Source organism: Streptomyces sp. VNUA24 (assembly GCF_029167005.1).
Taxonomy (GTDB): domain Bacteria; phylum Actinomycetota; class Actinomycetes; order Streptomycetales; family Streptomycetaceae; genus Streptomyces; species Streptomyces scabiei.
Window position 1 is genome coordinate 4,608,034 of the sequence record NZ_CP119143.1, and the last position, 25,763, is coordinate 4,633,796.

The 25,763-nt window shown below is 72.9% G+C and carries 14 protein-coding genes; 2 read left to right on the top strand and 12 right to left on the bottom strand.

The window, feature by feature from the left end:
• Positions 1 to 177: 177 nt before the first annotated feature.
• The 3 genes from PYR72_RS19380 to PYR72_RS19390 form a co-directional block, all read right to left on the bottom strand.
• Positions 178 to 1,968 carry a GMC family oxidoreductase gene (locus tag PYR72_RS19380; protein ID WP_275456512.1) on the bottom strand — a complete coding sequence of 597 codons (1,791 nt, stop codon included), beginning with the start codon at positions 1,966 to 1,968 and terminating at the stop codon, positions 178 to 180.
• Between the two features lie 39 nt (positions 1,969 to 2,007).
• Positions 2,008 to 3,663 (bottom strand): succinic semialdehyde dehydrogenase, encoded by a 1,656-nt coding sequence (locus PYR72_RS19385; protein ID WP_275456513.1) that lies wholly within the window; start codon positions 3,661 to 3,663, stop codon positions 2,008 to 2,010.
• Between the two features lie 469 nt (positions 3,664 to 4,132).
• Positions 4,133 to 5,524 carry a diacylglycerol kinase family protein gene (locus PYR72_RS19390; RefSeq protein WP_275456514.1) on the bottom strand — a complete coding sequence of 464 codons (1,392 nt, stop codon included), beginning with the start codon at positions 5,522 to 5,524 and terminating at the stop codon, positions 4,133 to 4,135.
• A gap of 362 nt (positions 5,525 to 5,886) precedes the next feature.
• On the opposite strand from PYR72_RS19390, the gene PYR72_RS19395 reads away from it, so the two are divergent.
• A complete protein-coding gene (locus tag PYR72_RS19395) occupies positions 5,887 to 6,852 on the top strand; it encodes an alpha/beta hydrolase (RefSeq protein WP_275456515.1) in 966 nt (321 codons plus the stop codon).
• 76 nt (positions 6,853 to 6,928) lie between these two features.
• Here PYR72_RS19395 and PYR72_RS19400 read toward each other — a convergent pair whose 3' ends face one another.
• From PYR72_RS19400 to PYR72_RS19425, 6 genes are all read right to left on the bottom strand, one after another.
• Entirely contained in the window at positions 6,929 to 8,710 is a 1,782-nt protein-coding gene (locus PYR72_RS19400) for a serine/threonine-protein kinase (protein WP_275456516.1), read from the bottom strand.
• Between the two features lie 175 nt (positions 8,711 to 8,885).
• Positions 8,886 to 10,679, bottom strand: a complete 1,794-nt coding sequence (locus PYR72_RS19405; protein ID WP_275456517.1) for a serine/threonine-protein kinase — start codon at positions 10,677 to 10,679, stop codon at positions 8,886 to 8,888.
• Positions 10,680 to 10,833: 154 nt separating this feature from the next.
• Positions 10,834 to 12,531 (bottom strand): serine/threonine-protein kinase, encoded by a 1,698-nt coding sequence (locus PYR72_RS19410; protein WP_275460458.1) that lies wholly within the window; start codon positions 12,529 to 12,531, stop codon positions 10,834 to 10,836.
• 263 nt (positions 12,532 to 12,794) lie between these two features.
• On the bottom strand, positions 12,795 to 15,446 hold the full coding sequence (locus PYR72_RS19415; protein ID WP_275456518.1) for a protein kinase: 2,652 nt from the start codon (positions 15,444 to 15,446) through the stop codon (positions 12,795 to 12,797).
• A 411-nt stretch (positions 15,447 to 15,857) separates the two neighbouring features.
• Positions 15,858 to 18,044 carry a serine/threonine-protein kinase gene (locus tag PYR72_RS19420; protein WP_275460459.1) on the bottom strand — a complete coding sequence of 729 codons (2,187 nt, stop codon included), beginning with the start codon at positions 18,042 to 18,044 and terminating at the stop codon, positions 15,858 to 15,860.
• A gap of 194 nt (positions 18,045 to 18,238) precedes the next feature.
• The gene (locus PYR72_RS19425) at positions 18,239 to 19,945 is read right to left on the bottom strand and encodes a glycerol-3-phosphate dehydrogenase/oxidase (RefSeq protein WP_275456519.1); all 1,707 of its coding nucleotides are present in this window, start codon (positions 19,943 to 19,945) and stop codon (positions 18,239 to 18,241) included.
• Positions 19,946 to 20,225: 280 nt separating this feature from the next.
• Between PYR72_RS19425 and PYR72_RS19430 the strand changes: the two genes are divergently transcribed.
• Positions 20,226 to 21,434, top strand: coding sequence for a nucleotide sugar dehydrogenase (locus PYR72_RS19430; protein ID WP_275456520.1), 1,209 nt, complete (start codon positions 20,226 to 20,228; stop codon positions 21,432 to 21,434).
• Positions 21,435 to 22,096: 662 nt separating this feature from the next.
• Here PYR72_RS19430 and PYR72_RS19435 read toward each other — a convergent pair.
• From PYR72_RS19435 to PYR72_RS19445, 3 genes are all read right to left on the bottom strand, one after another.
• The gene (locus PYR72_RS19435) at positions 22,097 to 23,221 is read right to left on the bottom strand and encodes a GuaB3 family IMP dehydrogenase-related protein (protein ID WP_013001359.1); all 1,125 of its coding nucleotides are present in this window, start codon (positions 23,219 to 23,221) and stop codon (positions 22,097 to 22,099) included.
• A 117-nt stretch (positions 23,222 to 23,338) separates the two neighbouring features.
• Entirely contained in the window at positions 23,339 to 24,841 is a 1,503-nt protein-coding gene (gene guaB / locus PYR72_RS19440) for an IMP dehydrogenase (RefSeq protein WP_275456521.1), read from the bottom strand.
• 157 nt (positions 24,842 to 24,998) lie between these two features.
• On the bottom strand, positions 24,999 to 25,574 hold the full coding sequence (locus tag PYR72_RS19445) for a sigma-70 family RNA polymerase sigma factor (protein ID WP_013001361.1): 576 nt from the start codon (positions 25,572 to 25,574) through the stop codon (positions 24,999 to 25,001).
• Positions 25,575 to 25,763: the final 189 nt, after the last annotated feature.

Genomic DNA, 25,763 nt, shown 5'->3' on the forward strand with positions numbered 1-25,763 from the left:
ATGCGTGCGACCCGACACCACAAACGGTTTCGGGGGTCGCCCCAGGCCCAGTCGGACGTGATCCAGGTCACATAAGAAAACTGTCATCGCGGGGGCAACCCTTCACCCGGCTCATGGGTCACACCTGGCACACGAGAGAAGAACCCGCACTCGGAGGGGGGTGCGGGTCCTTCTCCGCTACTTCTTCTCCTTCTTCGGCGGCACCGTCGGCACCGGCACCAGGGGCAGCCGCAGCGCCCCGAAGGCGTCCGCCGGGACCGCCGGACGCAGCGGCTGCACGGGACCGAGCCGTTCGTAGGCCGCGCCCGGGGCCGGGCGGTGGTCGGGCTCGCCCTTGTTCGGCCAGTGCGCCATGGCGCGCTCGGCCTGGGCCGTGATGGTCAGCGAGGGGTTCACGCCCAGGTTCGCGGAGACGGCGGCGCCGTCGACGACGGAGATGCCGGGGTGGCCGTAGAGGCGGTGGTACGGGTCGATGACGCCGTCGGCCGCGGTGGCGCCGATGGGACAGCCGCCGAGGAAGTGCGCGGTGAGCGGGGTGCCCATCAGCTCGCCCACGTTGCTGCCGGCGAAGCCGTTGATCTCGGCGGCGAGGGTGGAGGCGGCCCGGGAAGCGGCCTCGATCTGCTTGGGGTTGGGCGCGCCATGACCCTGGCGTGCCGTCAACAGGCCCTTGCCGAGCCCCTTCGGCTTGAGGTGCGTCGACAGGGAGTTGTCCAGCGACTGCATCACCAGACCGATGATGGTCCGCTCCGACCAGCGGCGGTTGGAGAGCGAACGGGCCACCAGCAGCGGATGCCTGACCGCGTGTCCCAGCCACCCGAGGACACGGGAGGCGTCCGTCGCGGTGCCGCCCGCGTAGGGGACCTGGAGGATGGACAGGCCGCCCATCGCGTTGGAGCCCTTGCCGTAGCGGACCGGCTCGATGTGGGTGTTCTCGTCGGGGTGGATGGAGGAGGTGATCGCCACGCCCCGCGTGAAGTCGACCTCGGGCACGCCGTGGGCCTTGCGGTAGCGGCGGCTGTCGGTCTGGGCGCCGACCAGGGCCTCCGAGTTGGTGCGGGTCAGCATGCCCAACCGGTCCGAGATGTGCGGCAGTTGCCCGTTCGCCTTCATCCGGTGGAGCAGGGTCTGGGTGCCGTAGGTGCCGGCCGCGAGGACGACGCGGCGGGCCTTCAGGACGCGGCCCGCTCCCTTGCGCCGCCGGTCGGTCGGCAGGGTCGACACGGCGTAGCCGCCCTGCGAGTCCTCCGTCACGGCGACCACCGTGGTCATCGGGTGGACGACCGCGCCCGCCTTCTCGGCGAGGTGGAGGTAGTTCTCGTTGAGGGTGTTCTTGGCGCCGTGGCGGCAGCCGGTCATGCACTCGCCGCACTCGGTGCAGGCCCTGCGGGCAGGACCCGCGCCTCCGAAGTACGGGTCCGCCACCCGCTCACCGGGGGCGGCCTTCGCCGTGCCGTCGGCGTCCTCACCGTCGCCGAAGAAGACACCGACCGGGGCGAGGTGGAAGCTGTCGCCGACACCCATCCGCTCGGCGGTGGCCTTGAGGTGCACGTCCGACGGGGTCATCGTCGGGTTGAGCCGTACGCCGAGCATGCGGCGGGCCTGGTCGTAGTACGGCTTCAGCTCCTCCTGCCAGTCGGTGATGTCCTTCCACTGCGGGTCCTCGAAGAACGGTTTCGGCGGTACGTAGAGCGTGTTGGCGTAGTTGAGGGAACCGCCGCCCACGCCGGCCCCGGCCAGCACCATGACGTTGCCCAGCAGGTGGATGCGCTGCAGGCCGTACAGACCGAGGGCCGGGGCCCAGAGGTAGTTCTTCAGGTCCCAGGAGTTCTTCGGGAGCGAGTCGCGCGTGAAACGGCGGCCCGCTTCGAGCACGCCCACCGTGTAGCCCTTCTCGGTCAGACGCAGGGCGGTGACCGAGCCGCCGAAACCGGATCCGACGACGATGACGTCGTAGTCGTACGACACGTGCTCTCCTCGTTGAGAACGGTGGGCGGGCCCGAAGACCTAGCGGAGCCGGAGCGCCTTCATGGCCCGCAGGCTGCGGCTCATGAACTGGGCGTACTTCTCGTCGTCCATGCCGAAGGAGGGGGCCATGGGCAGCAGGCGCTGCTGGGCGACCGTCTGGGCCTCCGTGTACTTGAGGATGCCCTCGGAGCCGTGGCGGCGGCCGAGTCCGGAGTCCTTCATGCCGCCCATGGGGGACTGGACGCTGCCGTAGGCGGAGGCGTAGCCCTCGTTGACGTTGACCGTGCCGGCGCGGACCCGGGAGGCGACCTCGTGGCCGCGGCGGCCGTCCTTGGTCCAGACGGAGGCGTTGAGGCCGTACGCGGTGGAGTTGGCCTCCTCGATGGCCTCGTCCTCGTCCGTGAAGCGGTAGATCGAGACGACCGGGCCGAAGGTCTCCTCGGTGCAGACGGACATGGGTTCCGTGACGCCGTCGAGGATGGTCGGCTCGTAGAAGTAGGGGCCGATGTCGGGACGGGCCACGCCGCCCGCGACGACCTTGGCGCCCTTCTCCACGGCCTCGTCGACGTGCCGGGTGACGGTCTCCAGCTGGCGTTCGCCGACCAGGGAGCCCATCTCGGCGCCGTACGCGAGGGACTTGCCGAGGCGCATGGCCTTCGTGCGGGCGGCGAAGCGCTCCACGAAGGCGTCGGCGATGGACTCGTGGACGTACAACCGCTCGATGGAGATGCAGAGTTGGCCGGCGGAGCTGAAGCAGGCGCGGACGGCGCCCGCCGCCGCCTTCTCTATGTCGGCGTCGGCGAGGACCAGCATCGCGTTCTTGCCGCCGAGTTCGAGGGAGACGCCGACGAGGCGGGCGGCGGCGCCCTGGGCGACCTCGCGGCCGGTGCGGGTGGAGCCGGTGAAGGAGACGTAGTCGGCGTGCCGGACGACCTCGGGGCCGATGACGGGGCCCTCGCCGAGGACGACCTGGAAGACGTCGGCGGGCAGGCCGGCCTCGATGAGCAGGTCGCGGGCCCACAGGGCGGTCAGGCAGGTCTCCGTGTCGGGCTTCATCACGACCGCGTTGCCCGCGACGAAGGCGGGGATCGCGTCGCCGACCGAGAGTTCGAGCGGGTAGTTCCAGGGGGCGATCTGGCCGATCACACCGCGCGGGTGGCGCAGCTCGGTGACCTTGGTGAGGGTCGGTACGGCGCCGGTGTGCCGCTTGGGCTTCAGGTAGAACGGGGCCTTGCGGCCGTAGTGGCGGGCGGCGACCGCGACGGCCTGGACCTCCTCGTGGGCGTGGAGGCGGGCCTTGCCGGTCTCCAGCTGGATGAGGTCGAGCACCTCGGCCTGACGCTCCAGCACCAGGTCGTGGAAGCGCAGGAGCACGGCGGCGCGCTCGCGCACCGGCCGCTGGGCCCAGACGGCCTGGGCGGCGCGGGCCCGCTCGTAGGCCGTCGCCACGTCCTCGGGGGTGGACTCCGGCAGGTCGGCCAGCTTCTCACCGGTGAACGGGGTGTGGTTGGCGGTCCGGCCGGAGCCGACCACGCCCTTGGTGAGCTGGGCGACCAGTTCGGGGGTGACCACGTCGGCGGCGGTACGGGCGCCCTGGGGCGCTGCCGCGAGGGGATTGGTGCCGGTCGTCCGTGCCGTGCCGGTCGTTCCCGTGGTGGTCGTGCCGGTCTTTTCGGGGGCCTGCGAGTCCGTCATGACGCGCAGGGTATTCCGGACCGGACGACTTTGGGTACCCGGCGGTAACAGGGTTTCACCGGGCGTCCACAACGCGCCAGTGATCGCTGGCAACGAAGTCGCTGATCAGCGCGGCGGGCGGTGCCGTGCGGACGCGAATGCGGCGTCGGTCACCTTGTTCGAAACCGCGGGACGCACCCCCGGGCCGGGGGTCACCGGCGCGGCGAACAGGACGGGAGGGGACGGGGCGGGAGGGGACCGGACGGGAGGAGACCGGACGGGAGGAGACCGGACGGGAGGAGACCGGACGGGAGGAGACCGGACGGGAGGAGACCGGACGGGAGGAGACCGGACGGGAGGAGACCGGACGGGAGGAGACCGGACGGGAGGAGACCGGACGGGAGGAGACCGGACGGGAGGAGACCGGACGGGAGGAGACCGGACGGGAGGAGACCGGACGGGAGGAGACGGGCAGAAGGGGACGGGGCGGTCAACGCCACCGGTCCCACCACCGCTGCGCCCACCCGTACCGTTCCCGGTGCTTGGGCAGGGCCGTGCGGCCGACCGCGGCGGCGAGCTTGCGCAGCCGGCGCCAGTCCAGGGGCGGTTTGGGCTCGGGGACGCCGGGCCGGTCGCGGGGCACGCGGACGCGCAGGGCCTTCGGCGAGACCCGGCAGTGGACGGGGGTGGGCAGCAGCAGGGCCTCGCCGTCGACGCCGACCTCGATCTCGGGCCGGTCGGCCTCGACGACGATCTCGTCCGCGACGAGGAGGCTGAGCCCGGGGGCGTTCGGGCCGAGGACCATCCCGGCTGCCTCGGCGGCGCTGTCGACGCGCACGCCGACGACACCCAGCACGCCGGCGTCCAGCCGTTCGCGGCGGCCGAGGCCGACGAGGTCGTCGCTGCGGTAGACGTTGTTGCTGACGAGGACGGCCTGCGGCGCGTCGATGACGGCGTCCCCGATGCGGGCGGTGAGCCGCGGACCCCGCTGGTGGGTGAGCAGTTCGGGCAGCAGCTCCAGCGTGGTGCGGACCTTGTCGTCGCGGTAGGCGGGGCTCTGCACGACGGCGGCGTACGCGCCGAAGGAGGCGTTGTTGACGAACGGATGACCGCTGGCGTACCCGAGGTCGACGTGGAGTTCCACCCCCTTGTCGGTGAGGGCGTCGAGGCAGGCGGCGGGGTTGTCGCGGTCGAGGCCGAGGTCCATGGCGAAGTGGTTGCGGGTGCCGGCGGAGATGACGAGGAGCGGCACGTCGTACGCCGCCGCGATGGCGGCGACCTGGGCCTGGGTGCCGTCGCCGCCCGCGACACCGAGCAGGTCGGCGCCGTTCCTGACGGCGTCGCGGGCCAGTACGGCGACGTCCTCGTGGTGCGCGGGGTCGAGCAGATGGACCGTGGCGCCGAGCCGTTCGGCGCGCTCCTTCAGCCGGAAGCGCTCGACCTTCCCGCCGCCCGACTTGGGGTTCATGATGAGGAACGGGCGGGTGGGGGCCGGGGTGCGGTGCTCGGGCACATGGACGTGGTGGGACTTGGTGGTCCTGAGGGCGAACTTGCCGGACCAGACGGCCACGGCCCAGAGCCCGGCGGAGACGATCACGACCCACAGCAGGTTCACGGCGGCGAACCACCAGATGACGCCGACCGGCGCGGCCACCGCCAGCACACCCGCGGCAATCCGGATGGCGCCGCGGTGGATCAGGACCCACCACAGCGAGGCCACCGTGAGACCGGCGCCCAGCACGACGCCCGCGACGAGCAGCAGGCTCGCGGCGCGCGCGTAACCGAGCGGCAGCAGGACGGCGAGGGCGGCGCAGGCGAGTGCGCCCCTGGCCGCCCAGCGCTGTCTCGCGTGAGCCCGCACGTCCAGGTGTTCGATGCCCACGCTCGCTCGCCCTTCGCGCCGATCATGCACTTGACACGGCATGTTAGGGGCAAGGGGCCGGACAAGGCGATGCCTCCGGGACACCGGCCGCGTCGCCCTCGCCGGTGCTCGCCCGTGCTCGCCGGTGCCGGGCACGACCGCTTCACCGCCGCGCACGAACACTTCACGGCAACCACCCTGACCCGCTTGGCTTTTGTTCGAGCGGGCCGCCTATAGTCCGGATGCGCACGCGAGCAGGCCGTGTGGGCGCTCCCCCTGTGGACATGACGAGCCACACGCGGTCGCGGACGTGTCGATCGGACCCCGCGCCCCGGGGACAACGGACGCCTGCCGTCGGGTCGTTCTTCGAAGGGCGGGTGGCCGTGCGTCGCCTCTGGGGTTGTCTGGTTCTCTGCGCCGCGGTGGTCGCCGCGCTCCTCGTCGCGGACACGCGCGACAGCACCGCGGCCGACCGCAACGAGGCCACGTACTCCTACGGCTCGCACACCCGGCAGACCCTGGACGCCTACTGGAACGCCGCCGGCGAGGAACGGAACGGGACGCAGCCGGGCCTCGTGATCCTGCACGGCGGCTACTGGCACGAGGACACCGGCTGGGCCACCTGGTCGCGCACCTTCGCCGACGCCGGGTACGCCGTCTTCACCGTGGACTACCGGCTGAACAGCGACGCCGCCTGGCCCGCCCAGCGCACCGACGCCCTGTCCGCGCTCGACTGGATCCGTCGCCACGCCGCCGACTTCGACCTCGACATCCACCGGATGGTGCTCCTGGGCTCCTCCACCGGGGGCCAGATCGCCACCACCGTGGCGACGTACCGCTCCGGCGCCTACGACCTCGACGGCGTGGTGGGCCTGTCCCCCGTCGTCGACCCGTACCGCGCCTGGCGGGACGGCAACGCCGCCACCGCGACGGACCGGCAGCGCAGGCTCCGCGACAACGCCGTCATCCTGGCCCGCTGCTCCCCGGAGACCCGGCCCGGGGCGGCGGAGGAGACACGGAAGAAGGCGGACACGCCCACGCAGGGGGCGAAGGACCCGGCCACCGCGGCCCCCCGCCCGGGCTGCCGGGAGACCTGGAACGACATGGCGGCCGGGAGCCGGGCCTCCGGGGCCGACGACGCGCCCATGTACCTGGTCCACTCCCGGGGCGACGCCGCGCCCGTCCAGCCCTCGCTCGACCTCGAAACGGCCGAGGAGAAGGACCACAACATGCCCGCCAACGGCGTCACGGTGAAGACCGTGCCCGGTTCCGCGCACGGCGCCGCGCTGCTGGACGACCCGAAGGTGGCCGAGCGGGTCATGGCCTGGATCGCCGAGCGGGCGTACTGAGCGCCTGGGTGTGACGGAGCGCCTGGGTGTCACGGAGCGCCCAGGGGTGACGGAGCGCCTAGGTGTGACGGAGCGCCTAGGTGTGCTCCAACCGCAGGTTCGCCAGGGCCGTACGCGCGATCTCGCGGCCCTGCCCGGTGAAGTGTCCCTTGCCCGGATAGTCGATCCAGACCCGGTACACGTCGCCGTTGTCCGCCCGGTAGTACAGGACCCGCGCCTCACGCAGCCGCGGTGCCTGTGTGTCGGTGGTCGTGTACCTGATGGTGTTCTCGGCGGCCTCCTTGCCCTCGAAGGTCGCCTCCTGCGGCTTCCCCTTCGGTGTCGGCGTGTCGGCGATGTCCAGGCTGTACTCGCCGTCCTTCACCACTTCCCAGTCGGCGTACGCCTTGTCCAGCGCGTTGTCCGGGATCTCGCCGTCCTTGTCGTCCTTCTTGACGTCCCGGTCGACGTTGATCCGGATCAGCCCGCTCGGGTCGCTGTACTGCGCGATGGTGCCGTCCGTGGCGTCCGGTTCGATCGTGTCCTTCACGAAGTCCCCGGGCACCCCCACGCTCGCGGCGACCTTCGCACCGAGGTCCCGCTGCTTCCAGCCGTCCGGCAGGGGTCCCGCGAAGGGGTCGGCGACGACCAGGTACGCCGTCACCGCGGCCGCGACGACCACCGCGCCGAGCCCGGCGAGGGTCTTGGGGCCGATCCGGACGCCCCTGTGGTTCGCGGCCGGAGGCCCGGCGATGTGCCGGACCTCCTGGGTGGGGGCGAGCACCGGCGGGTTCGCGGCCGTCTCCAGCAGTTCGCGGACGCGCGCGGCGGCCGGGCGGCGCGCCGGGTCCTTCTGCAGCAGGCCGTTGATGGCCTCGGCGAGCGGGCCCGTGGCCGAGGCGGGCGCCGCCGGCGTGGCGTTGAGGACGGACTGCAGGGTCGCCGGCGTGTTGCTCCGCCGGAACGGCGACACGCCCTCGGTGGCGGCGTACAGGACGACGCCCAGCGACCAGAGGTCCGACGCGGGACCGGGCCGCTGGCCCAGCACCCGCTCGGGGGCGATGTACTCGGGCGAGCCGACGATGCCCCCGGTGTCCGTCAGGTTCGTCTCGCCCTCGATCTGGGCGATGCCGAAGTCGGTGAGAACGACCCGGTCGTGGCGGCCGAGGAGGACGTTGTCCGGCTTGACGTCCCGGTGCAGGATGCCCGCCGCGTGCGCCGCCTCCAGCGCGCCGAGCACGTCGAGGCCGATTCTCGCCGCGTCCCGCACCCCGAGGGTGCCCTCCTGGAGGGTGTCGCCGAGTGAACGTCCCCGGACCAGCTCCATCACGATCCAGGGCTGACCGTCCACGACCGCCACGTCGTGCACGTTCACGACCGAGGGATGGTCGAGCCGGGCCGCCGCACGGGCCTCGCGGCGCATCCGCTCGAAGGCGTTGGCCCGTTCACGCTCGGGAAGATGGTCCGGTACACGCGGCTCCTTGACGGCGACCTCACGGTCCACCGTCTCGTCCTGGGCCCGCCACACCGTGCCCATGCCGCCGTGGCCGAGCTTGGCGAGCAGCCGGTAACGGCCCGCGATCAGGCGGCCGGTGCCGGGGTCCTGCGCGGGTGGCGACGCCTGCGACTGCGCCTGCGACTGCGCCTGTGCCTGCGCCTGTGCCGAGGGAGGCGGCGTCGGCGCCTGCATCGCGGGCGAGGGCGCCTGCACCGCGGGCGACGGCGTCGGCTGAGCCACCGCCGCCGCCGGCTGAGCGTACGGGTTCCCCGGGTACGGCACGCCGGGCTGCGGCGGTTGCAGTCCGAAACTCGTCGGCTCGTCCGGTCCGTAGCCGGATCCGTAGCCGGATCCGTAAGGGGCTCCCCCGTCGCTGCTCATACGCTCATCTGTATCGCGGCGAACCCGCCGACATCCACCCCCGTCGCTTTCCGGTCACAGACCCGTGACGCGGAACGCCGCATATCTCCGCTTTGGTACGAACGCGCAGGCCGGCCGAGGGCACCGGGGAGCGCCGCCGGACCTCTCGCGGAAGCACCTCGCGCGGAAGCGCCGCTCACCCGCGGACGAACGTGTCCACCGCCACGTCGAAGTACTCCTTCGCCTCGCTCACCTTCCCGACGGGCGCCGACACCCACACGTCGTACAGCCGCCCGTCCTGCTCCCAGCACAGGTCGTACGTGTGCCGGGGGCCCTCCGCCGCGCTGAAGCCGTCCCAGGTGAACTCCCAGAGCGCGGCGGGGCGTCCGCCGTGGGTGGTCTCGGTGACCCTGCCGTCGCGGTAGCCCGGGTTCGTCGAGGGCCCCTGCTCATGGGCGCGCCGCATCACGCCGGCCGGCCCGCCCTCCTCCGGGTCGTCGAGCTTGACGCCGATCCGGATCACCTGCCCCGGCGACATGTAGAACACCCGCTTCCCTTGCGGCTCCCGGGTGAAGTCGTCCGGTACGGCGAGGCTGAAGCCCCGGTCGTCCTCGGCCAGCCGGTACCCGGAGGGCGCGGCCGGCGCGGTGGCCGCCCGCGAGCGCGTGACCGTGGGCGTGGCGTCGGCCGACGTACCCGCCGTGCCGTCCGTCGGCGCACCCGGCGTGCCGGACCCGCCACCGGACACGCCGGACCCGCCCGGCGTGGACGGCGCACCCGTGGTCCGCGAGGCGTCCGGTGTCCGCGGTGCCGAGGTGCCCGGCGTGCCGCCGCCTCCGCCGTCGTCCCCCTCCCGCATCAGCAGCGCGGCGGCCGAGACGCCCGCCCCGGCCATCGCCGCCACCAGCGCGGCCGCGACCAGCACGCTGCGGGTGGAGCGCGGCTGCTGCTGCGCGGGCTGCTCCCGCAGGGCCACCTCGGGGCCGCCGGACGCGGGCCCCCCGGACGACGCCTGCCCGCCCCGCGCCTCTCCCTCCGGGGCGGTGCCCCCGGACGCGCCGGCGGCGCGCCGCACGTCCCGCCCCGGGCGCGGCACGTCCCGCCGGGTCGGGGTGTAACCGGCCGACGTCCTCGGGGCCTTGGTCGTCCTCGGTGTCCGGCCGGTCTCCCGGAAGGCCCGCAGCAGCCGCTCCGCCTCCGTCGCGTCGAGCCGGCGGTCCGGATCACGCTCCAGCAGCCCCCGTACGACGGGGAGGAGCGGCGCGGCCTGCGCGGGCGGCCGGATCTCGTCGACGACGACCGCGTGCAGGATGCCGCCCAGCGAGTCGCGCCGGAACGGCGACTCACCGCTGAGCACGGCACACAGCAGCGCGCCCAGCGACCACAGGTCGGACTCCGGCCCGGTGCGGGTCCCGGCCATCCGCTCCGGCGCGGTGTACTCGGGCGAGCCGACGAAGGACCCGCTCTCGGTGAGCGTGGTCGCGCCGGCGACCTGGGCGATGCCGAAGTCGGTGAGGACGACCCGGTCGGTCCCGGTCTCCATCAGGACGTTCGCCGGCTTGAGGTCGCGGTGCAGCACCCCGGCGTCGTGCGCCCGGCGCAGCGCGCCCAGCAGGTCGATCCCGATCCGCGCCGCCTCGCGCGCGTCCATGGGCCCCTCGGCCTCGATGCGCTCGGCGAGCGAGCCGCCGTTGATCAACTCCATGACGATGTAGGGGCGTTCGTCCTGCTCGACGACGTCGTGCACGACGATGATGTGCGGGTGCCCGAGCCGGGCGACCGCGCGCGCCTCCCGCAGGGTGCGCTCGCGGCGCTGCCGGAGCCGCTCCTCGGGCAGGGAGTCGTCGAAGGCCAGCTCCTTGACCGCCACCTGGCGGCCGAGGAGTTCATCGGTGGCGCGCCACACGATGCCCATACCGCCGCGGCCGATCCTGGCCTCCAGCCGGTACCGGCCCGCTATGAGACGGACGTTCTCCCCCTCGGTCCCCATACGCCCCATCATGCCGCACCGGACCGAAACCCTCCGGTGCCGCGGAACGGCCTGGCCGACAAGCGACGTACGCGCGACCCCCGAGCGCCACGCGAGCGCCGTGCGGGAGACCCTCGTGCCGGGTTCGCTCCGCTGCCGGCAGGGCGGCCCCGGCTCATCGCTTCGGCGGCCGCCAACTGCGCAGCACCGCGTAGAACTGCTCCTCCGCCGTCTTCCAGTCGGCCGCGGGGGCGGACATGTAGACCGTGTACTCGACGCCGTCCCGGGAGAGATACATCTGTTCGATCGCCCGGCGCGGCCCGGGAAACTCCGTGTCCTTCGCGGGTGCGGTCCAGGTGAAGTCCCACAGGGCGCCCGGCCGGTCGCGGAAGATGTTCTCCTTCAGAGTCACCCGCTCGTACTCGGGCCGCGCCGTCCGCAACTGCTCCTCAAGGTCGAGCTGGTGGTGGTACGGGCTGTCGAAGTCCGGCGAGTCGTCGACGGCGATCCGGAGGAAGTGCTCACGGTCGTCCGGGGTGTAGTCGATCTGCGTCCCCTTCACCTGCCGCTTCCACCCCCGGGGCAGGGCGAGGCTGAAACCCTCCGGGTCCTCGACGCGCTTCCACCCGCCGGGCACCCCGTCGTCCGCACCGTCCGCCCCGGCCGTGGAGCCTCCGTCCGTGCGCCACGTGTCCGCGTAGTGCATCGCGGCGGCGCCTCCGCCGCCGACGAGCGCGGCCAGCAGGAGCACGGCCACGACCGTACGGCCCCGGCCGCGCCGCCGGGTGGTGGACGACGGAGCCGTCGGAGCGGCCGGAGTACCGAAGGGGCCGGCACCCGGACCGTGGTCCCCGGCGGCGGGCACATCGCCCGTAGCCGTACGGGGCCCGCCCTCCGCATCGTCCCTGCCGGGCCCACCACCCGCGTCCGTACCGGCCGCACCGGCTGTACCGGCCCCACCGGCCCCACCGTTCGGCGCGGCGGCGCCGCCCGTGTCGTCGTCGTCCACGCCCGCCGGATGCTGCAGGGTCGGCACATACGCCTGCGCCACCCGTGGCCGTCTCCCCTCCGCAGCCTCCGCGAGCATCTGCTCGACCTCGGCGGCGGCGGGCCGTACCGCCGGGTCCTTGCAGAGCAGTGCGGTGATGACGGGCCCCAACGGCCCGGCCTGCGCGGGTTCGGCGGCTTCCTCGCCCACCACGGCCTGCATCGTGGTGAGCGGTGTGGTGCGCCGGAAGGGCGACTTGCCCTCGACCGCCGTGTACAGCGTGGCGCCCAGCGACCACAGGTCGGACGCCGGCCCGGGGTCGTGCCCGCGCACGCGTTCGGGGGCGATGTAGTCGACGGACCCGACGATCTCGCCGGTCCGGGTGATGGTGGTGTCGCCCTCGACCTGCGCGATCCCGAAGTCGGTCAGCAGGACCCGGCCGTCCTCGGCGAGCAGGACGTTGCCCGGTTTCACATCGCGGTGCAGGACGCCGGCCCGGTGGGCGGCGCCCAGCGCGCGCAGCACCCACATCCCGATCCGCGCCGCCTCGCGCGCCTCGACGCGCCCCCGTTCCTTGACCGCGTCGGCCAGGGAGACGCCTTCGACCAGCTCCATGACGATCCACGGCCGGCCGTCGTGCTCCAGCACGTCGTGCACGGTGACGACCGCCGAGTGGTTGATCCGTGCCGCCGCGCGCGCCTCCGCCCGGGTCCGTTGCAGGAGGATGCCCTGCTCGCTCTCCGAGACGTAGAGCGCGGCCGTCAGCTCCTTGATCGCGACGGCCCGGTGCAGCACCTCATCGTGCGCACGCCAGACCCGTCCCATGCCTCCGCTGCCGATCGTGTCGGCCAGCCGGTAGCGCCCCGCGAGGAGCAGCCCCTGCATCTGATTCACGTTGCCCCGCAATGTTCTTGACAGGGTCACATTAGGGAGCGGCTCGCGCCCCGGGGAACCGGCCGGGCCGCACGGAGACAGCACTGTGACGGTTCTCGCTTCCACGGCCGGAACGCAACCTTCCGAAGCCCGTCCACCCGCACGCCCGTTGGCCCCGCCGACGCCCTCGCGCGCCCTTCCCGAAGCAGCCGTCGGCCATGTCCGGCTCTCCGCGAGCCACTAGCCACTAGCCACAGGCCGCAAGCCGCTAGCCGCTAGCCGGTCACCTTGTACGTGGCCGCCGCCTGCTCGTACAGCCGGGTGACCTCGTCCCGTTCCGCCTCCGGCCCGCGCACCTGGACGACGTGGTACCGGCCGTCGAGGAGGATCGCGAGGTTCCGTACGTAGACGCCGCGTCCCTCGGAGTCCTGCCAGGTGAACTGCCCCTCGGCCGAGCTCACCCCGCCCACCTCGACCTGCCGCATCCCGGTGGACGTGGCCCAGGACGAGTCGCGGAAGGGCTGCAACTCGCGCTCGCCCTCCCGCTGGTACTTCAGCGGATCGCCGCCGTACGTCGCCCTGCTGTCCCGCCCGGGGACGAGGATCAGCTCGAAGTCGCCCCGGGAGTACACGATCTGACCGCGACCGTTCTTGGCACCGCGGTCCCAGCCGGTGGCCACGGCCACCTGGAACCCCTCGGGGTCCTTGCGCAGGGTGAAGCCCTGGGCGACCTCGGGATCACCGGTCTGCGTCTGCGTCGAACCGGACGACTGCGACGGGCTCGCCTCGTCGTGGTCCTTCTCCCCGCCGTCGGGCGAGTTGGCGTTCTGGTCGGAGCCGGGCGCGTCGCTCGCCGTGGGCGACGGGCTGTGCTGCCCGGCGCCGTCCGTCCGGTTGCCCGTGTCACCGCGCACGTCGCTCGGCGCGGCCTTCGGCATGAACACCACGGCGTACGTGACCGCCGCGACCAGCGCGAGCAGGATCAGCAGGAGCAGGTTCCGGCCCAGTGAGCGCGGCCGCGGGGGCTTCTCCCGGGTGCGCTTGTGGCGGGCGTGCGCGCTGGTCGCGGGCAGCCCGGCCCGGCGCCTGCGCACGAGTTCACCGCGTCGCCGTACGATCGGCAGCCGGCTCGCGTCCACGGGCGGCGCCGGTACGACATGGGTACCGGCCTCGGGTTCGGGTGCCGACCGCACCAGGGAGCGCAGCCAGCCGCGCAGTTCCTCGAAGTCCAGCCGCTCGGTGGGGTCCTGGCGCAGCAGGGACTCCACGACCGGGCGCAGCGGCCCGCACTCCTCGGCGAACGCGGGCGGCTCGGCGCACACCAGCTGCACCAGCTCGGCGGTGTTCTCCTCCGGGTACGGCGCGTGTCCCTGCACGGCCCGGAACAGCAGTGCGCCGAGCGCCCACAGATCCGTCGAGGGCCCGATCGGCGCCGCCAGCTGCCAGTTCTCGTGCACCGGCCCGGCCTGCTCCGGCGCCCACCGTTCCGTGACCGGCCCGATCACGGCCATCCGTGCCTGCCGCGCCCGTTCGGCGGCGAGCGCGGTCGCGGGCCCGCGCCGGGAATCCTGGAGCACCCCGTGTCCGTGTCCCGGGAGCCGGTGTGCGCCGGTGTCGCCGTCGTCGTAGGCGCCGTCGGCCCGGCCGCCGCCCGCCGGGGCGTCGCCGAGCGGATCGGCGGGGTACGGCGAGGCGTTCCCGGACGCCGGGACGCCCCGGCCGCCGGCGGCGGACGCGGTCGTCCCGCCGCGGGGTGCCGCACCGTGCCAGGCGCTGGTGGCGCCGCCGCCCGCGAGGACACCGTAGGGGTCGGCGATCTGGCCGAGCGGCACCGGGCGCGTCCCCTCGCCGGAGGCGGGGTCACCGCCCCGGCCCGGTCCCGTCGCCGGGGTGTCCCGCGGTGCCGGCCGCTGCGCGGGCAGCCCGGTGCCCGGTCCGCCCCGCTGGTCGTCCTGCACCCGGGCGGCGGCGCGCGCGCCCGCCCGGTACGCGGCGATCGCGCCCGCCCTCGCCGCCCGGGCGTCCCCGCCGGCCTCCAGCGCGCGCTGCCCCCCGGAGGGGTCCGCGCCCGGGGCCGTCGTCCGTCCCGCCCGTGCCTCTATCGCCGCCCGCCGCGCGGCCTCGGGGTCCTCGCCCGCGTCCCCGGCGCCGAACGTGCTCCCGCCGGTGCGCCCGGGCGCCGCCCCGCGTGCGGCGGGGAGACCACCGGGCGGTACGGGGTCACGCCGCGCGGCCTGTCCTCCGCCGGGCCCCACGGCAGGCACGACCGCGCCGCCGCCGGGTGCCCCGGGTGGCCGGTCCTCGAACTCCCGTGCGGGCACCGGGTCGTAGCCGCACAGCGCCTCTTCCGCCGCCCCGACGGCCAGCCCGGTCAGCATCACCCGGCCGTCGTCGCAGACCAGCACCGTACGGGCGGTGATGTTCCGGTGGACCCAGCCGTGGGCGTGCAGTGCCCGCAGCGCGGTGAGCACGTCGGAGGCGACCTCGGCCGCCCGGTACGGGGTCAGCGGCTGTTCGGCGAGCAGCGCCGCGAGGGTACGGGCGGGCACCAGTTCGCTCACTATCCACAGCGAGCCGCCCTCGGCGAACACGTCGAAGACCTGGTCGAGCCGCGGATGGTCGGGGATCTGCGCGGCGGCCTGCGCCGCCTCGACGGCCCGGCGTACGGCGGGGTCCGCGGAGCCGCGTGCGGTGCGCCCCGCTCCCCGGTGGCCTGAGCCGTCCCGCGCCACATAGCCTTCGGGCAGCCCGTCCGCGTCGAGCATCTCCGCCTCGACGACCTCGGGCAGCGGCACCTGCCGGACCAGGACCTCCTGACCGCTGTAGGTGTCGAAGGCGCGCAGCTCCGGGGCGAGTTCGTACTCGTCGGAGGGCGGCAGCGGCAGGCGATAGCGGTCGGCGAGCACTCGCCCCGCGTATTCGTCCACGACACCCTCCCCCGACCGCCCGCTTGGTCAATTCCGTTCGCCTTGTGGCCCGTTCCGCTCTTGATGCGTACGGTCCGCAGCCCTTCACGATACGTGCCGGAGGCAACTCACATTGACTCGATGCGATATCTCGTTCGTCTCGAATGTGCTCGAACGCATCCGATCTTCCCCGGAAGGCCCGCCCCCGAACTCACCCGGCGGGCACAAGTACCGAAGCCCGCGCTCACATCGCGGGGGCCGCCCCGCCCCGCGCCCCCGCACGCCCCCTGCGACCCCCGGAACCGAGGCACGAAACCGCACACGGACACGGCCCCGCACGAACCGGCGCACACCACTGACCGATGCGCGCCCCGGGCGCACGCCGTCACGGACGGTGCGCCCTCACCCCGTCACGAACGGGCGCCCGGCACCTCACGACTTCGGCTTGAACGTCTTCGTGAAGGTCCGCCATGTGTCCTTGCGCAGCTCTCCGCTCCACTTGGACGCCTTCGCGGTGTACATCAGCGCGTAGCCCTGCCGGGAGTCGACGACGAAGCCGCGGTCGATCGACCGGTACTTCGTCCCGCTCTCCACGTAGGTGAACTCCCAGTCGGCCGCGTTCCAGCCCCGGTAGTCCACCGCCTCTATTCGGATCCGCTTGTACTGCGAGCGGACCATGTACTGCTCCTGGTTCCGCCAGTCCGCGACCGGGTCTTTCTTCGGCGTGGTCGTCCAGCCGACGAGCAGCCGCTGGCCCTCGGGACCGGAGAAGCGGGCACCGGCGGCGTCCGTCGACCCGTACGTCCATCCGTCGGGCAGCCCGATCGAGAAGCCCTGACCGCTCTTGTACGTCTCGGTCTTGAGGGTCCCCGAGCCGGAGCCGTCACCGCTCACGGAGCCGTCGGACCCGCCCGTGGGGCTCGGCGAGCTGCCGCCGGGACCACCGGCCTCGTCCGTCGTCTCACCGTCCGGGCTGGGATCGGACCCCTGGTCCTTTCCCTTGTCCCCCTCCTTGCCGTCCGAGCCGTCCGAGCCGTCCTTGTCGTCGTCCGCGCCCTTGCTGCCGGCGTCGCTCCCCGACGCCGCCCCGCGGGACGCGGCCGCCTTGGTGTCGGCGCCCTTGCTGTTGTCGGAACTGTCGTCGTTGCCCCGGGTGAGCACCAGGACCGTTCCGAGGACGACCAGGACCACGGCAACGGCGATGGCGGCCAGGGTCCGCCGCGACACCACGTCCGTGATCGGAGCGCGCGGCACCGGCCGCGGCGGCAGGTCCGGCGGCGGCACCTGCGGCCACCCGGAACTCCGCTTCGGCGCACCGGCGTTCCCCGCCCCCGCGCTGTCAGCGGCGCCCGCCGCACGCGGTCCCGGAACCCCGGGCGCCGACGCGTTCGGGGTCTGCCCCGCGGCGCCGCCGGCCTTCGCGGCACCGGTGCCCGAGGCCAGCCCGACCGAGGCGGACCGCGTCGTCACGGCCGCCGAGGACGCGGACGCGCTGTTCGCCCCGCCGGGGGCCTTGCCGGAAGGCCCGGCGGGCGCACCGCCGGAGGCCCCGCCGCCGGCACCCCGCGCCACACCGGCACCGGCCCCGGCGGCCGCCGCCCCGGCCGCGCCCTTGCGCATCGACCACCGAGGCGCACGCGGCCGCTCGCCGCCGCTCTCCTTGGCCCCCGTGCCACCGGAACCGCGCTTCTTCGGGCGCTCCTCCGGCACCGGCGGCAGCGGCACGACCCGGGTCGCGTCCACCGGATCGACGTCCTTCGGTTCGGGCGCGTGGATCACGGTGTTGAGCATCGCCCGCGCCCCGGCGTCGTCGAGCCGCCGCTCGGGATCCTTGGTCAGCAGACCGAAGATGACGTCCCTGAGGGGGCCGGCGCGCTTCGGCTCCGGCACCGGCTCGGTCATCACCGCGGTCAGGGTCGCTATGGCCGACCCCTTGTCGTAGGGCGGCACCCCCTCGACCGCCGCGTAGAGCAGACCGCCGAGCGACCACAGGTCGGCCGCGGGCCCCGGCTTGTGACCGCGGGCGCGCTCCGGCGAGATGTACGAGGGCGCGCCCACGAGCATGCCGGTCGAGGTGATGGAGGGGTCGCCCTCGACCTGGGCGATGCCGAAGTCGGTGAGGACGACCCGGCCGTCGTGCTTGTCGATGAGCACGTTGGACGGCTTCACGTCCCGGTGCAGGATGCCCTCGCGGTGCGCGGCGCGCAGCACGTCGAGGATGGCGAGCCCCACCTCGGCGGCCCGTTTCGGTTCCAGCACGCCGTCCTCGCGGATGGCCTCGGCCAGCGACTTGCCCTCGACGAGTTCCATCACGATCCACGGACGGTCGTCCTCGTGCACGACGTCGAAGACCGTCACCGCGGCGTTGTTGCGGATCCGTGCGATCGCCTTGGCCTCGCGCAGGGTGCGCGTGATCAGGCGCCGTTTCTCGTCCGCGTCGATGCTCGACGGGAACCTCAGCTCCTTGACGGCGACCGTACGGCCCAACGTCTCGTCCTCGGCACGCCACACCGTGCCCATGCCGCCGCGACCGAGCACCCCTCCCAGCCGGTACCGCCCGGCGAGGAGACGTGCGTCCTTGTCCTGACGGGAATCCCCAGCCCGCTCCGCCTCCGACATGCGTCCCCTCATGCAACCCGCCCTGACAGAGCCTCCATTGTCACCCACCCGCCAACCGCCCCACGCCCTGGGCCCCCTCAACCCGCCACGGCGGCGGCCGAGAAGGGCCGGGAGAGACACAGGTGGGGGACGGGCGAGGGCGGGTGGAGGACGGACACCACCCGCCGACACCCGGCGGACCGGGGCGCTCCCGGCTACAGCGGCACGATGTCCGGCGCCCCCAACCGGGCCGCGTCCGCGGTCAGATCGTCCGGCTGACGCTGTGACTCCCGCTCCGCCTCGACCCTCTTCTCGTAGTGCTGCACCTCGCGCTCGATCTGGTCCTTGTCCCAGCCGAGCACCGGCGCCATCAGCTCCGCGGCCTCCCGCGCGCTGCGCGTCCCGCGGTCGAACGTCTCGATGGAGATCCGCGTCCTGCGGGTGAGCACGTCGTCGAGATGCCGGGCGCCCTCGTGCGAGGCCGCGTACACCACCTCGGCCCGCAGATAGTCGTCGGCCGCGTGCAACGGCTCCCCCATCGACGGGTCGGAGGCGATCAGGTCGAGCACCTCCTCGGCCGCCGAGCCGTACCGGTTCAGCAGATGCTCCACCCGCACCACGTGCAGCCCCGTGCTCGCCGCGATCCGCGCCCGCGCGTTCCACAGCGCCCGGTACCCCTCCGCCCCCAGCAGCGGCACGTCCTCGGTGACACACTCCGCGACCCGCTGGTCCAGCCCGTGCACGGCCGCGTCCACCGCGTCCTTGGCCATGACCCGGTACGTCGTGTACTTGCCGCCGGCCACGACCACCAGCCCGGGCACCGGGTGCGCCACGATGTGCTCCCGCGAGAGCTTGCTCGTGGCGTCCGACTCCCCGGCGAGCAGGGGCCGCAGTCCGGCGTAGACCCCTTGCACGTCGTCGCGGCTCAGCGGCACGGCCAGGACCGAGTTCACATGCTCCAGCAGATAGTCGATGTCCGCGCTGGAGGCCGCCGGGTGCGCCTTGTCGAGGTCCCAGTCGGTGTCGGTCGTCCCCACGATCCAGTGCCGCCCCCAGGGGATCACGAACAGCACGGACTTCTCGGTGCGCAGGATCAGACCGGTCGTGGAGTGGATCCGGTCCTTGGGTACGACCAGATGGATGCCCTTGGAGGCGCGTACGTGGAACTGGCCCCGCTCGCCGACCATCGCCTGGGTGTCATCGGTCCACACCCCGGTGGCGTTCACGACCTGCCGGGCGCGGATCTCGTACTCCCCGCCGGCCTCGACGTCCTGCACCCGGGCCCCGACCACCCGCTCGCCCTCCCGCAGGAAGCCGGTCACCCGCGCGCGGTTGGCGACCTTCGCCCCGTACGACGCGGCCGTGCGCACCAGGGTGGCCACATAGCGGGCGTCGTCCATCTGGGCGTCGTAGTACTGCAGGGCCCCGACGAGCGCGTCCTTCTTCAGGCAGGGGGCGACGCGCAGGGCGTGGGCGCGGGTCAGATGGCGGTGGACCGGCAGTCCCCGGCCGTGCCCGCGCGCCATGGACATCCCGTCGTACAGAGCGACGCCCGAGCCCGCGTACCACCGCTCCCAGCCCTTGTGCTGCAAGGGGTAGAGGAACGGCACGGGCTTCACCAGATGCGGCGCCAGCCGCTCCAGGAGCAGCCCGCGCTCCTTCAACGCCTCGCGCACGAGGGCGAAGTCGAGCATCTCCAGATAGCGCAGACCGCCGTGGATCAGTTTGCTGGACCGGCTGGACGTGCCCGACGCCCAGTCACGCGCCTCGACCAGGCCCGTGGACAGACCGCGGGTCACGGCGTCCAGGGCCGTGCCCGCACCGACCACGCCACCACCCACCACCAGCACGTCCAGCTCGCGCTCGGCCATACCCGCCAGTGACTCGGCGCGCTGCGCCGGTCCCAGTGCCGCTGTCCTCACCGCTGCCTCCTGCTGTCGGTCGCGCCGGCCCCGCCGGTACCCGCCCGTCGGACGGGACCCGCTCATGTCCCCCTGCCCAAAATTCTGACCTTCTCGCCCGACTTCGGCCACCACCCGCCCGCAGCCTGTGGATAACTCCGCGGGACGCGCACAGAAAAACAACCCCCCAATCCCGCATATCGGTCATATTTACGCCTAGTGTGACATTGCGCTCGCTCGTCCAGTCCACAGGGCTTGCGCGTCTGTCCCGCTTCGGTTATTGGGAAGGACGGCCCACGCCATGCCCGCAGATCTCGCCGTCATCGGACTCGGCCAGTTGGGGCTGCCGCTGGCCCAGGCCGCCGTCGCCGCCGGCATCGCCACGCTCGGTTACCGCACCGGCCCCGACTCCGGCTCCCTCACCCCCGGCGAACTGCGCCGCATGCTCGCCCGCGGCTTCAAGCCCACCACCAGCCCCGCCGAACTCGGCCGGGTGCGTACGGCGGTCATCTGCGCGCCCACCCCTCCCGGCGCCGACGGCTCGCCCGACCTCACACAGGTCGAGGAGGCCGCCCGCACGCTGGCCGCGCGGCTGCGCCCGCACACCACGGTCATCCTGGAGTCCCCGGTCCCGCCGGGCACCACCGGGGACCTGCTGCGCCCCCTGCTCGAAGAGGGCTCCGGACTCCGCGCGGGCCGCGACTTCCACCTCGCCTACTCCCCGCCCCGCGTCGACCCCGGCAACCGCGCCTTCGGCCCCGCCAACACCCCCAAGGTGATCGGCGGCCTCACCCCCGCCTGCACGGAGTCGGCCGCCGCCTTCTACGGCCGCCTCACCGACAAGGTGGTACGCGCGCGGGGGCTGCGCGAGGCGGAGACGGTCCACCTCCTGGAGACCAACTACCGCCACGTCAACATCGCCCTGGTCAACGAGATGGCCGCGCTCTGCCACGACCTGAACGTCGACCTCTGGGACGTCATCCGCTGCGCCGAGACCAAGCCCTTCGGCTTCCAGGCGTTCCGCCCCGGCCCCGGCGTCGGCGGCCACGCCCTCCCCCAGGACCTCGCGGGCCACGCCCCCCGCTCGCTGCGCATGGTCGAGCTGGCCCAGCGCGTCAACCACCGCATGCCCCAGTACGTCGTCCAGCGCGCCGCGACCCTCCTCAACGAGCACGGCAAGTCGGCCCGGGGCGCCCGCGTCCTCCTCCTGGGGGTCACCTACAAGCCCGACGTCCCCGACCAACAGGGCACCCCCGCCGACGAGATCGCCCGCCGCCTCATCGAACTCGGCGCCCACGTCAGCTACCACGACCCGCACGTCCCCACCTGGAGCGTCCTCGACCGCCCCATCCCCCGCGCCGACTCCCTCTACGAGGCCACCGCCGACGCCGACCTGACGATCCTCCTCCAGCAGCACCGCACCTACGACCTCCAGGGCCTGTCGGTGAAGGCACAACTCCTGCTGGACACCCGGGGGGCCACGCCCACGGGGGCGGCGCACAGGTTGTGAGAGGGGGCGCACGACACGGCCCCGGCCTCCGGGGCTGGTGGCAGACACAGCCCCACCCCGGTACCGTACGAAAACAGGTGAAGCCCACCGCAGTGGCTTCTGCGGCAGGCTCCTGGATGGTTCACGGAGTGTCCGCCCCTAGTTCGTGCGGGGGCGGCCGCTCACCATCTCACCAACAAGGTGGAGCCCACCGCAGCGGCTACTGCGGCAGGCTCCTGGATGGTTCACGGAGTGTCCGCCCCTATTCCGCGTGGGGGCGGCCGCTCACCATCCGAAAATCCGCAAGATCCACCTCCTCCGGCACTGCACCATCCGAAGACGGAATCGGTCCCAGCGGGTGGGCTTGCGGTGACGTCCCATGGGCGCCCCCTTCCACGACACCGCCCATCAGCCCGGTGGACGGTCCGTCGGAATCGGGCCGGGCCCCGAGGGCGGGGTCCGGACCAGGTCCTTGGAAGGGGGCTCCCAGCAGAACTGGGGCGCCAGACAGGAACGCTATCGCCCGGCTACGCCCATTCGGCCCACATTCGTCCCCAACACCCCCACGCGCCCCCACCCCACAACTCACGCCCCCGCCACCCCACTTGGGCACACAAAAGGGCCCGGTCACCCGAAGGCGACCGAGCCCCAAGAGCCCCGCTCAAGCCGAGCGCGGCGACACGTCACCGCATGTGCTGCGAGTCCGCGACCGTCACCTCGACCCGCTGGAACTCCTTCAGCTCGCTGTACCCAGTCGTGGCCATCGCCCGGCGCAGCGCGCCGAAGAGGTTCATGGAGCCGTCGGGCGTGTGGGAGGGTCCGGTGAGGACCTCCTCGATCGTGCCGACGGTGCCGAGGTCGACCTTCTTGCCGCGCGGCAGTTCCTCGTTCACCGCCTCCATGCCCCAGTGGTTGCCCTTGCCCGGCGCGTCCGTGGCGCGGGCCAGCGGGGAGCCCATCATCACCGCGTCGGCGCCGCAGGCGATCGCCTTGGGGATGTCGCCGGACCAGCCGACACCGCCGTCGGCGATGACGTGCACGTACCGGCCGCCGGACTCGTCCATGTAGTCCCGGCGGGCGGCGGCGACGTCGGCGACCGCCGTGGCCATCGGGACCCGGATGCCGAGCACGTTGCGCGTGGTGTGCGCGGCGCCGCCGCCGAAGCCGACGAGGACGCCGGCCGCGCCGGTGCGCATCAGGTGCAGGGCTGCCGTGTAGGTGGCGCAGCCGCCGACGATCACGGGGACGTCCAGCTCGTAGATGAACTGCTTCAGGTTCAGCGGCTCGTGCGAGCCGGAGACGTGCTCCGCGGACACGGTCGTGCCGCGGATGACGAAGATGTCGACGCCCGCGTCCACGACGGCCTTGGAGAACTGGGCGGTGCGCTGCGGGGAGAGCGCGGCGGCGGTCACGACACCCGAGTCGCGGACCTCCTTGATGCGCTGCCCGATCAGCTCCTCCTTGATGGGGGCGGCGTAGATCTCCTGGAGGCGGCGGGTCGCGGCCTCGTCGGGCAGGCCGGTGACCTCGTCGAGCAGCGGCTGCGGGTCCTCGTACCGCGTCCAGAGCCCTTCGAGGTTCAGGACGCCGAGGCCGCCCAGCTCGCCGATGCGGATGGCGGTGGCCGGGGAGACGACCGAGTCCATGGGGGCGGCCAGGAACGGCAGCTCGAAGCGGTAGGCGTCGATCTGCCAGGCGATCGAGACCTCCTTCGGGTCCCGCGTACGGCGGCTGGGGACGACGGCGATGTCGTCGAAGGCGTACGCCCGGCGGCCGCGCTTGCCGCGCCCGATCTCGATCTCAGTCACGTCTGTGGCCTTTCCCTGATGCGTTCAGCGTCTACCAGTATCGCCGACGGGCACGCCGAGGGCGGTTCCGGAGTGCCCGGAACCGCCCTGGAGCAGTGTGCCGACTGCCTGCGGCTGTTACTTACGGCTGTAGTTCGGCGCCTCGACCGTCATCTGGATGTCGTGCGGGTGGCTCTCCTTGAGGCCCGCGGAGGTGATCCGGACGAAGCGGCCCTTGGTCTCCATCTCCTCGATGGTGGCCGCGCCCACGTACCCCATGGTCTGGCGCAGTCCGCCGACGAGCTGGTGCAGCACGTTGGCCAGGGGGCCGCGGTAGGGCACCTGGCCCTCGATGCCCTCGGGCACGAGCTTGTCGTCGGCGGCCACCTCGGCCTGGAAGTAGCGGTCCTTCGAGTACGACCGGCCCTGGCCGCGGGACTGCATGGCGCCCAGCGAGCCCATGCCGCGGTACGACTTGAACTGCTTGCCGTTGATGAACTGCAGCTCACCGGGCGACTCCTCGCAGCCGGCGAGGAGGCTGCCCAGCATGACCGTGTCGGCGCCGGCGGCCAGCGCCTTGCCGATGTCGCCGGAGTACTGCAGGCCGCCGTCGCCGATGAGCGGGACGCCGGCCGCGCGGGCGGCGAGGGACGCCTCGTAGATGGCGGTGACCTGCGGGACGCCGATACCGGCGACCACCCGGGTCGTACAGATCGAGCCGGGGCCCACGCCGACCTTGATGCCGTCGACACCGGCGTCGATCAGCGCCTGGGCGCCGTCGCGGGTGGCGACGTTGCCGCCGATCACGTCGACGGGGACGCTCGACTTGATCTTCGACATCCAGCTCAGGGCGTTGCTGTTGTGGCCGTGCGAGGTGTCGACGACGAGGAAGTCCACGCCGGCCTCGGCCAGGGCCTGGGCCCGCTCCAGCGCCTCGGGGCTGGCGCCCACGGCGGCGCCGACGATCAGCCGGCCCTCGGAGTCCTTGGCGGCGTTCGGGTACTGCTCGGCCTTGACGAAGTCCTTGACCGTGATGAGGCCCTTGAGGATGCCCGCGTCGTCGACCAGGGGCAGCTTCTCGATCTTGTGACGGCGCAGCAGCTCCATGGCGTCCGCGCCGGAGATGCCGACCTGGCCCGTGACCAGCGGCATCGGGGTCATGACCTCGCGCACCTGGCGGGAGCGGTCGGTCTCGAAGGCCATGTCGCGGTTGGTGACGATGCCCAGGAGCTTCTTGTTGCCGTCGGTCACCGGGACGCCGCTGATGCGGAACTTGGCGCACAGGGCGTCGGCCTCGGCGAGCGTGGCGTCCGGGTGCACGGTGATCGGGTCGGTGACCATGCCGGACTCGGAGCGCTTCACGAGGTCGACCTGGTTGACCTGGTCCTCGACGGACAGGTTGCGGTGCAGCACGCCGACGCCGCCCTGGCGGGCCATCGCGATCGCCATGCGGGACTCGGTGACCTTGTCCATCGCCGCCGAGAGCAGCGGGATGTTGACACGGACGTTGCGGGAGATGCAGGACGAGGTGTCGACCGCGTTGGGGAGCACCTCGGATGCGCCCGGCAGCAGCAGCACGTCGTCGTAGGTGAGCCCGAGGGTCGCGAATTTTTCGGGCACTCCGTCGACGTTGGCAGTCATGACACCTTCCCCAAATGGCCTTGATCGGTGCGGATGTCCATGCTAACGGGAAGCGCGGGGCACACATTCCACGGTACGAAGTGATACCGGGCTTCGTATGTTCGTACGGAATCCACACCTCCCGTGTTCACGCGAAGGCGTCCGGAAGCCCGTACGGCTACTGCTCGGCGAGCGCCCGGAGCCTGCTGAGGGCGCGGTGCTGGGCCACCCGGACCGCGCCCGGTGACATGCCCAGCATCTGCCCGGTCTCCTCGGCGGTGAGCCCCACCGCGATCCTCAGCAGGAGCAGTTCCCGCTGGTTCTCGGGGAGGTTGGCCAGGAGTTTCTTGGCCCACTCGGCGTCGCTGCTGAGCAGGGCGCGCTCCTCGGGGCCGAGTGAGTCGTCGGGACGCTCGGGCATCTCGTCCGAGGGGACGGCCGTCGATCCGGGGTGGCGCATCGCGGCGCGCTGGAGGTCGGCGACCTTGTGGCCGGCGATGGCGAAGACGAACGCCTCGAACGGCCTGCCGGTGTCCTTGTAGCGCGGCAGCGCGAGAAGGACGGCGACGCAGACCTCCTGCGCCAGGTCCTCCACGAAGTGCCGCGCGTCGCCCGGGAGCCGGGACAGACGGGTCCGGCAGTAGCGCAGCGCCAAGGGGTGGACATGGGCGAGCAGATCGTGCGTGGCCTGCTCGTCCCCGTCGACCGCGCGATGCACGAGCGCACCGATCGCTGTCGTCTCGTCGTCGCGCATCGGTCCATGGTGCCTTGCGGCCGTCCGGTCCGTGGCGCCACGTCCATGGTTGTGCACCGAAGCGTTATGAGCAGGTGCGCCGGAATCCATCTCCTGCGCCCTCCCCTCCCGCTCGTTCGACTGCTCCCCGAGAAGCTCCACACCTCAAGGATGCGGCATCCGCGGCGAAACGAGCAGCGGGCCTCCGCA

Excerpts from the sequence above, each read along its gene's own strand:
- PYR72_RS19385 (WP_275456513.1), bottom strand. The coding sequence starts at position 3,663 with ATGACGGACTCGCAGGCCCCCGAAAAGACCGGCACGACCACCACGGGA.
- PYR72_RS19400 (WP_275456516.1), bottom strand. The coding sequence starts at position 8,710 with ATGAGCAGCGACGGGGGAGCCCCTTACGGATCCGGCTACGGATCCGGC.
- PYR72_RS19405 (WP_275456517.1), bottom strand. The coding sequence starts at position 10,679 with ATGGGGACCGAGGGGGAGAACGTCCGTCTCATAGCGGGCCGGTACCGG.
- PYR72_RS19410 (WP_275460458.1), bottom strand. The coding sequence starts at position 12,531 with ATGCAGGGGCTGCTCCTCGCGGGGCGCTACCGGCTGGCCGACACGATC.
- PYR72_RS19420 (WP_275460459.1), bottom strand. The coding sequence starts at position 18,044 with ATGTCGGAGGCGGAGCGGGCTGGGGATTCCCGTCAGGACAAGGACGCA.
- PYR72_RS19430 (WP_275456520.1), top strand. The coding sequence starts at position 20,226 with ATGCCCGCAGATCTCGCCGTCATCGGACTCGGCCAGTTGGGGCTGCCG.
- guaB (WP_275456521.1), bottom strand. The coding sequence starts at position 24,841 with ATGACTGCCAACGTCGACGGAGTGCCCGAAAAATTCGCGACCCTCGGG.
- PYR72_RS19445 (WP_013001361.1), bottom strand. The coding sequence starts at position 25,574 with ATGCGCGACGACGAGACGACAGCGATCGGTGCGCTCGTGCATCGCGCG.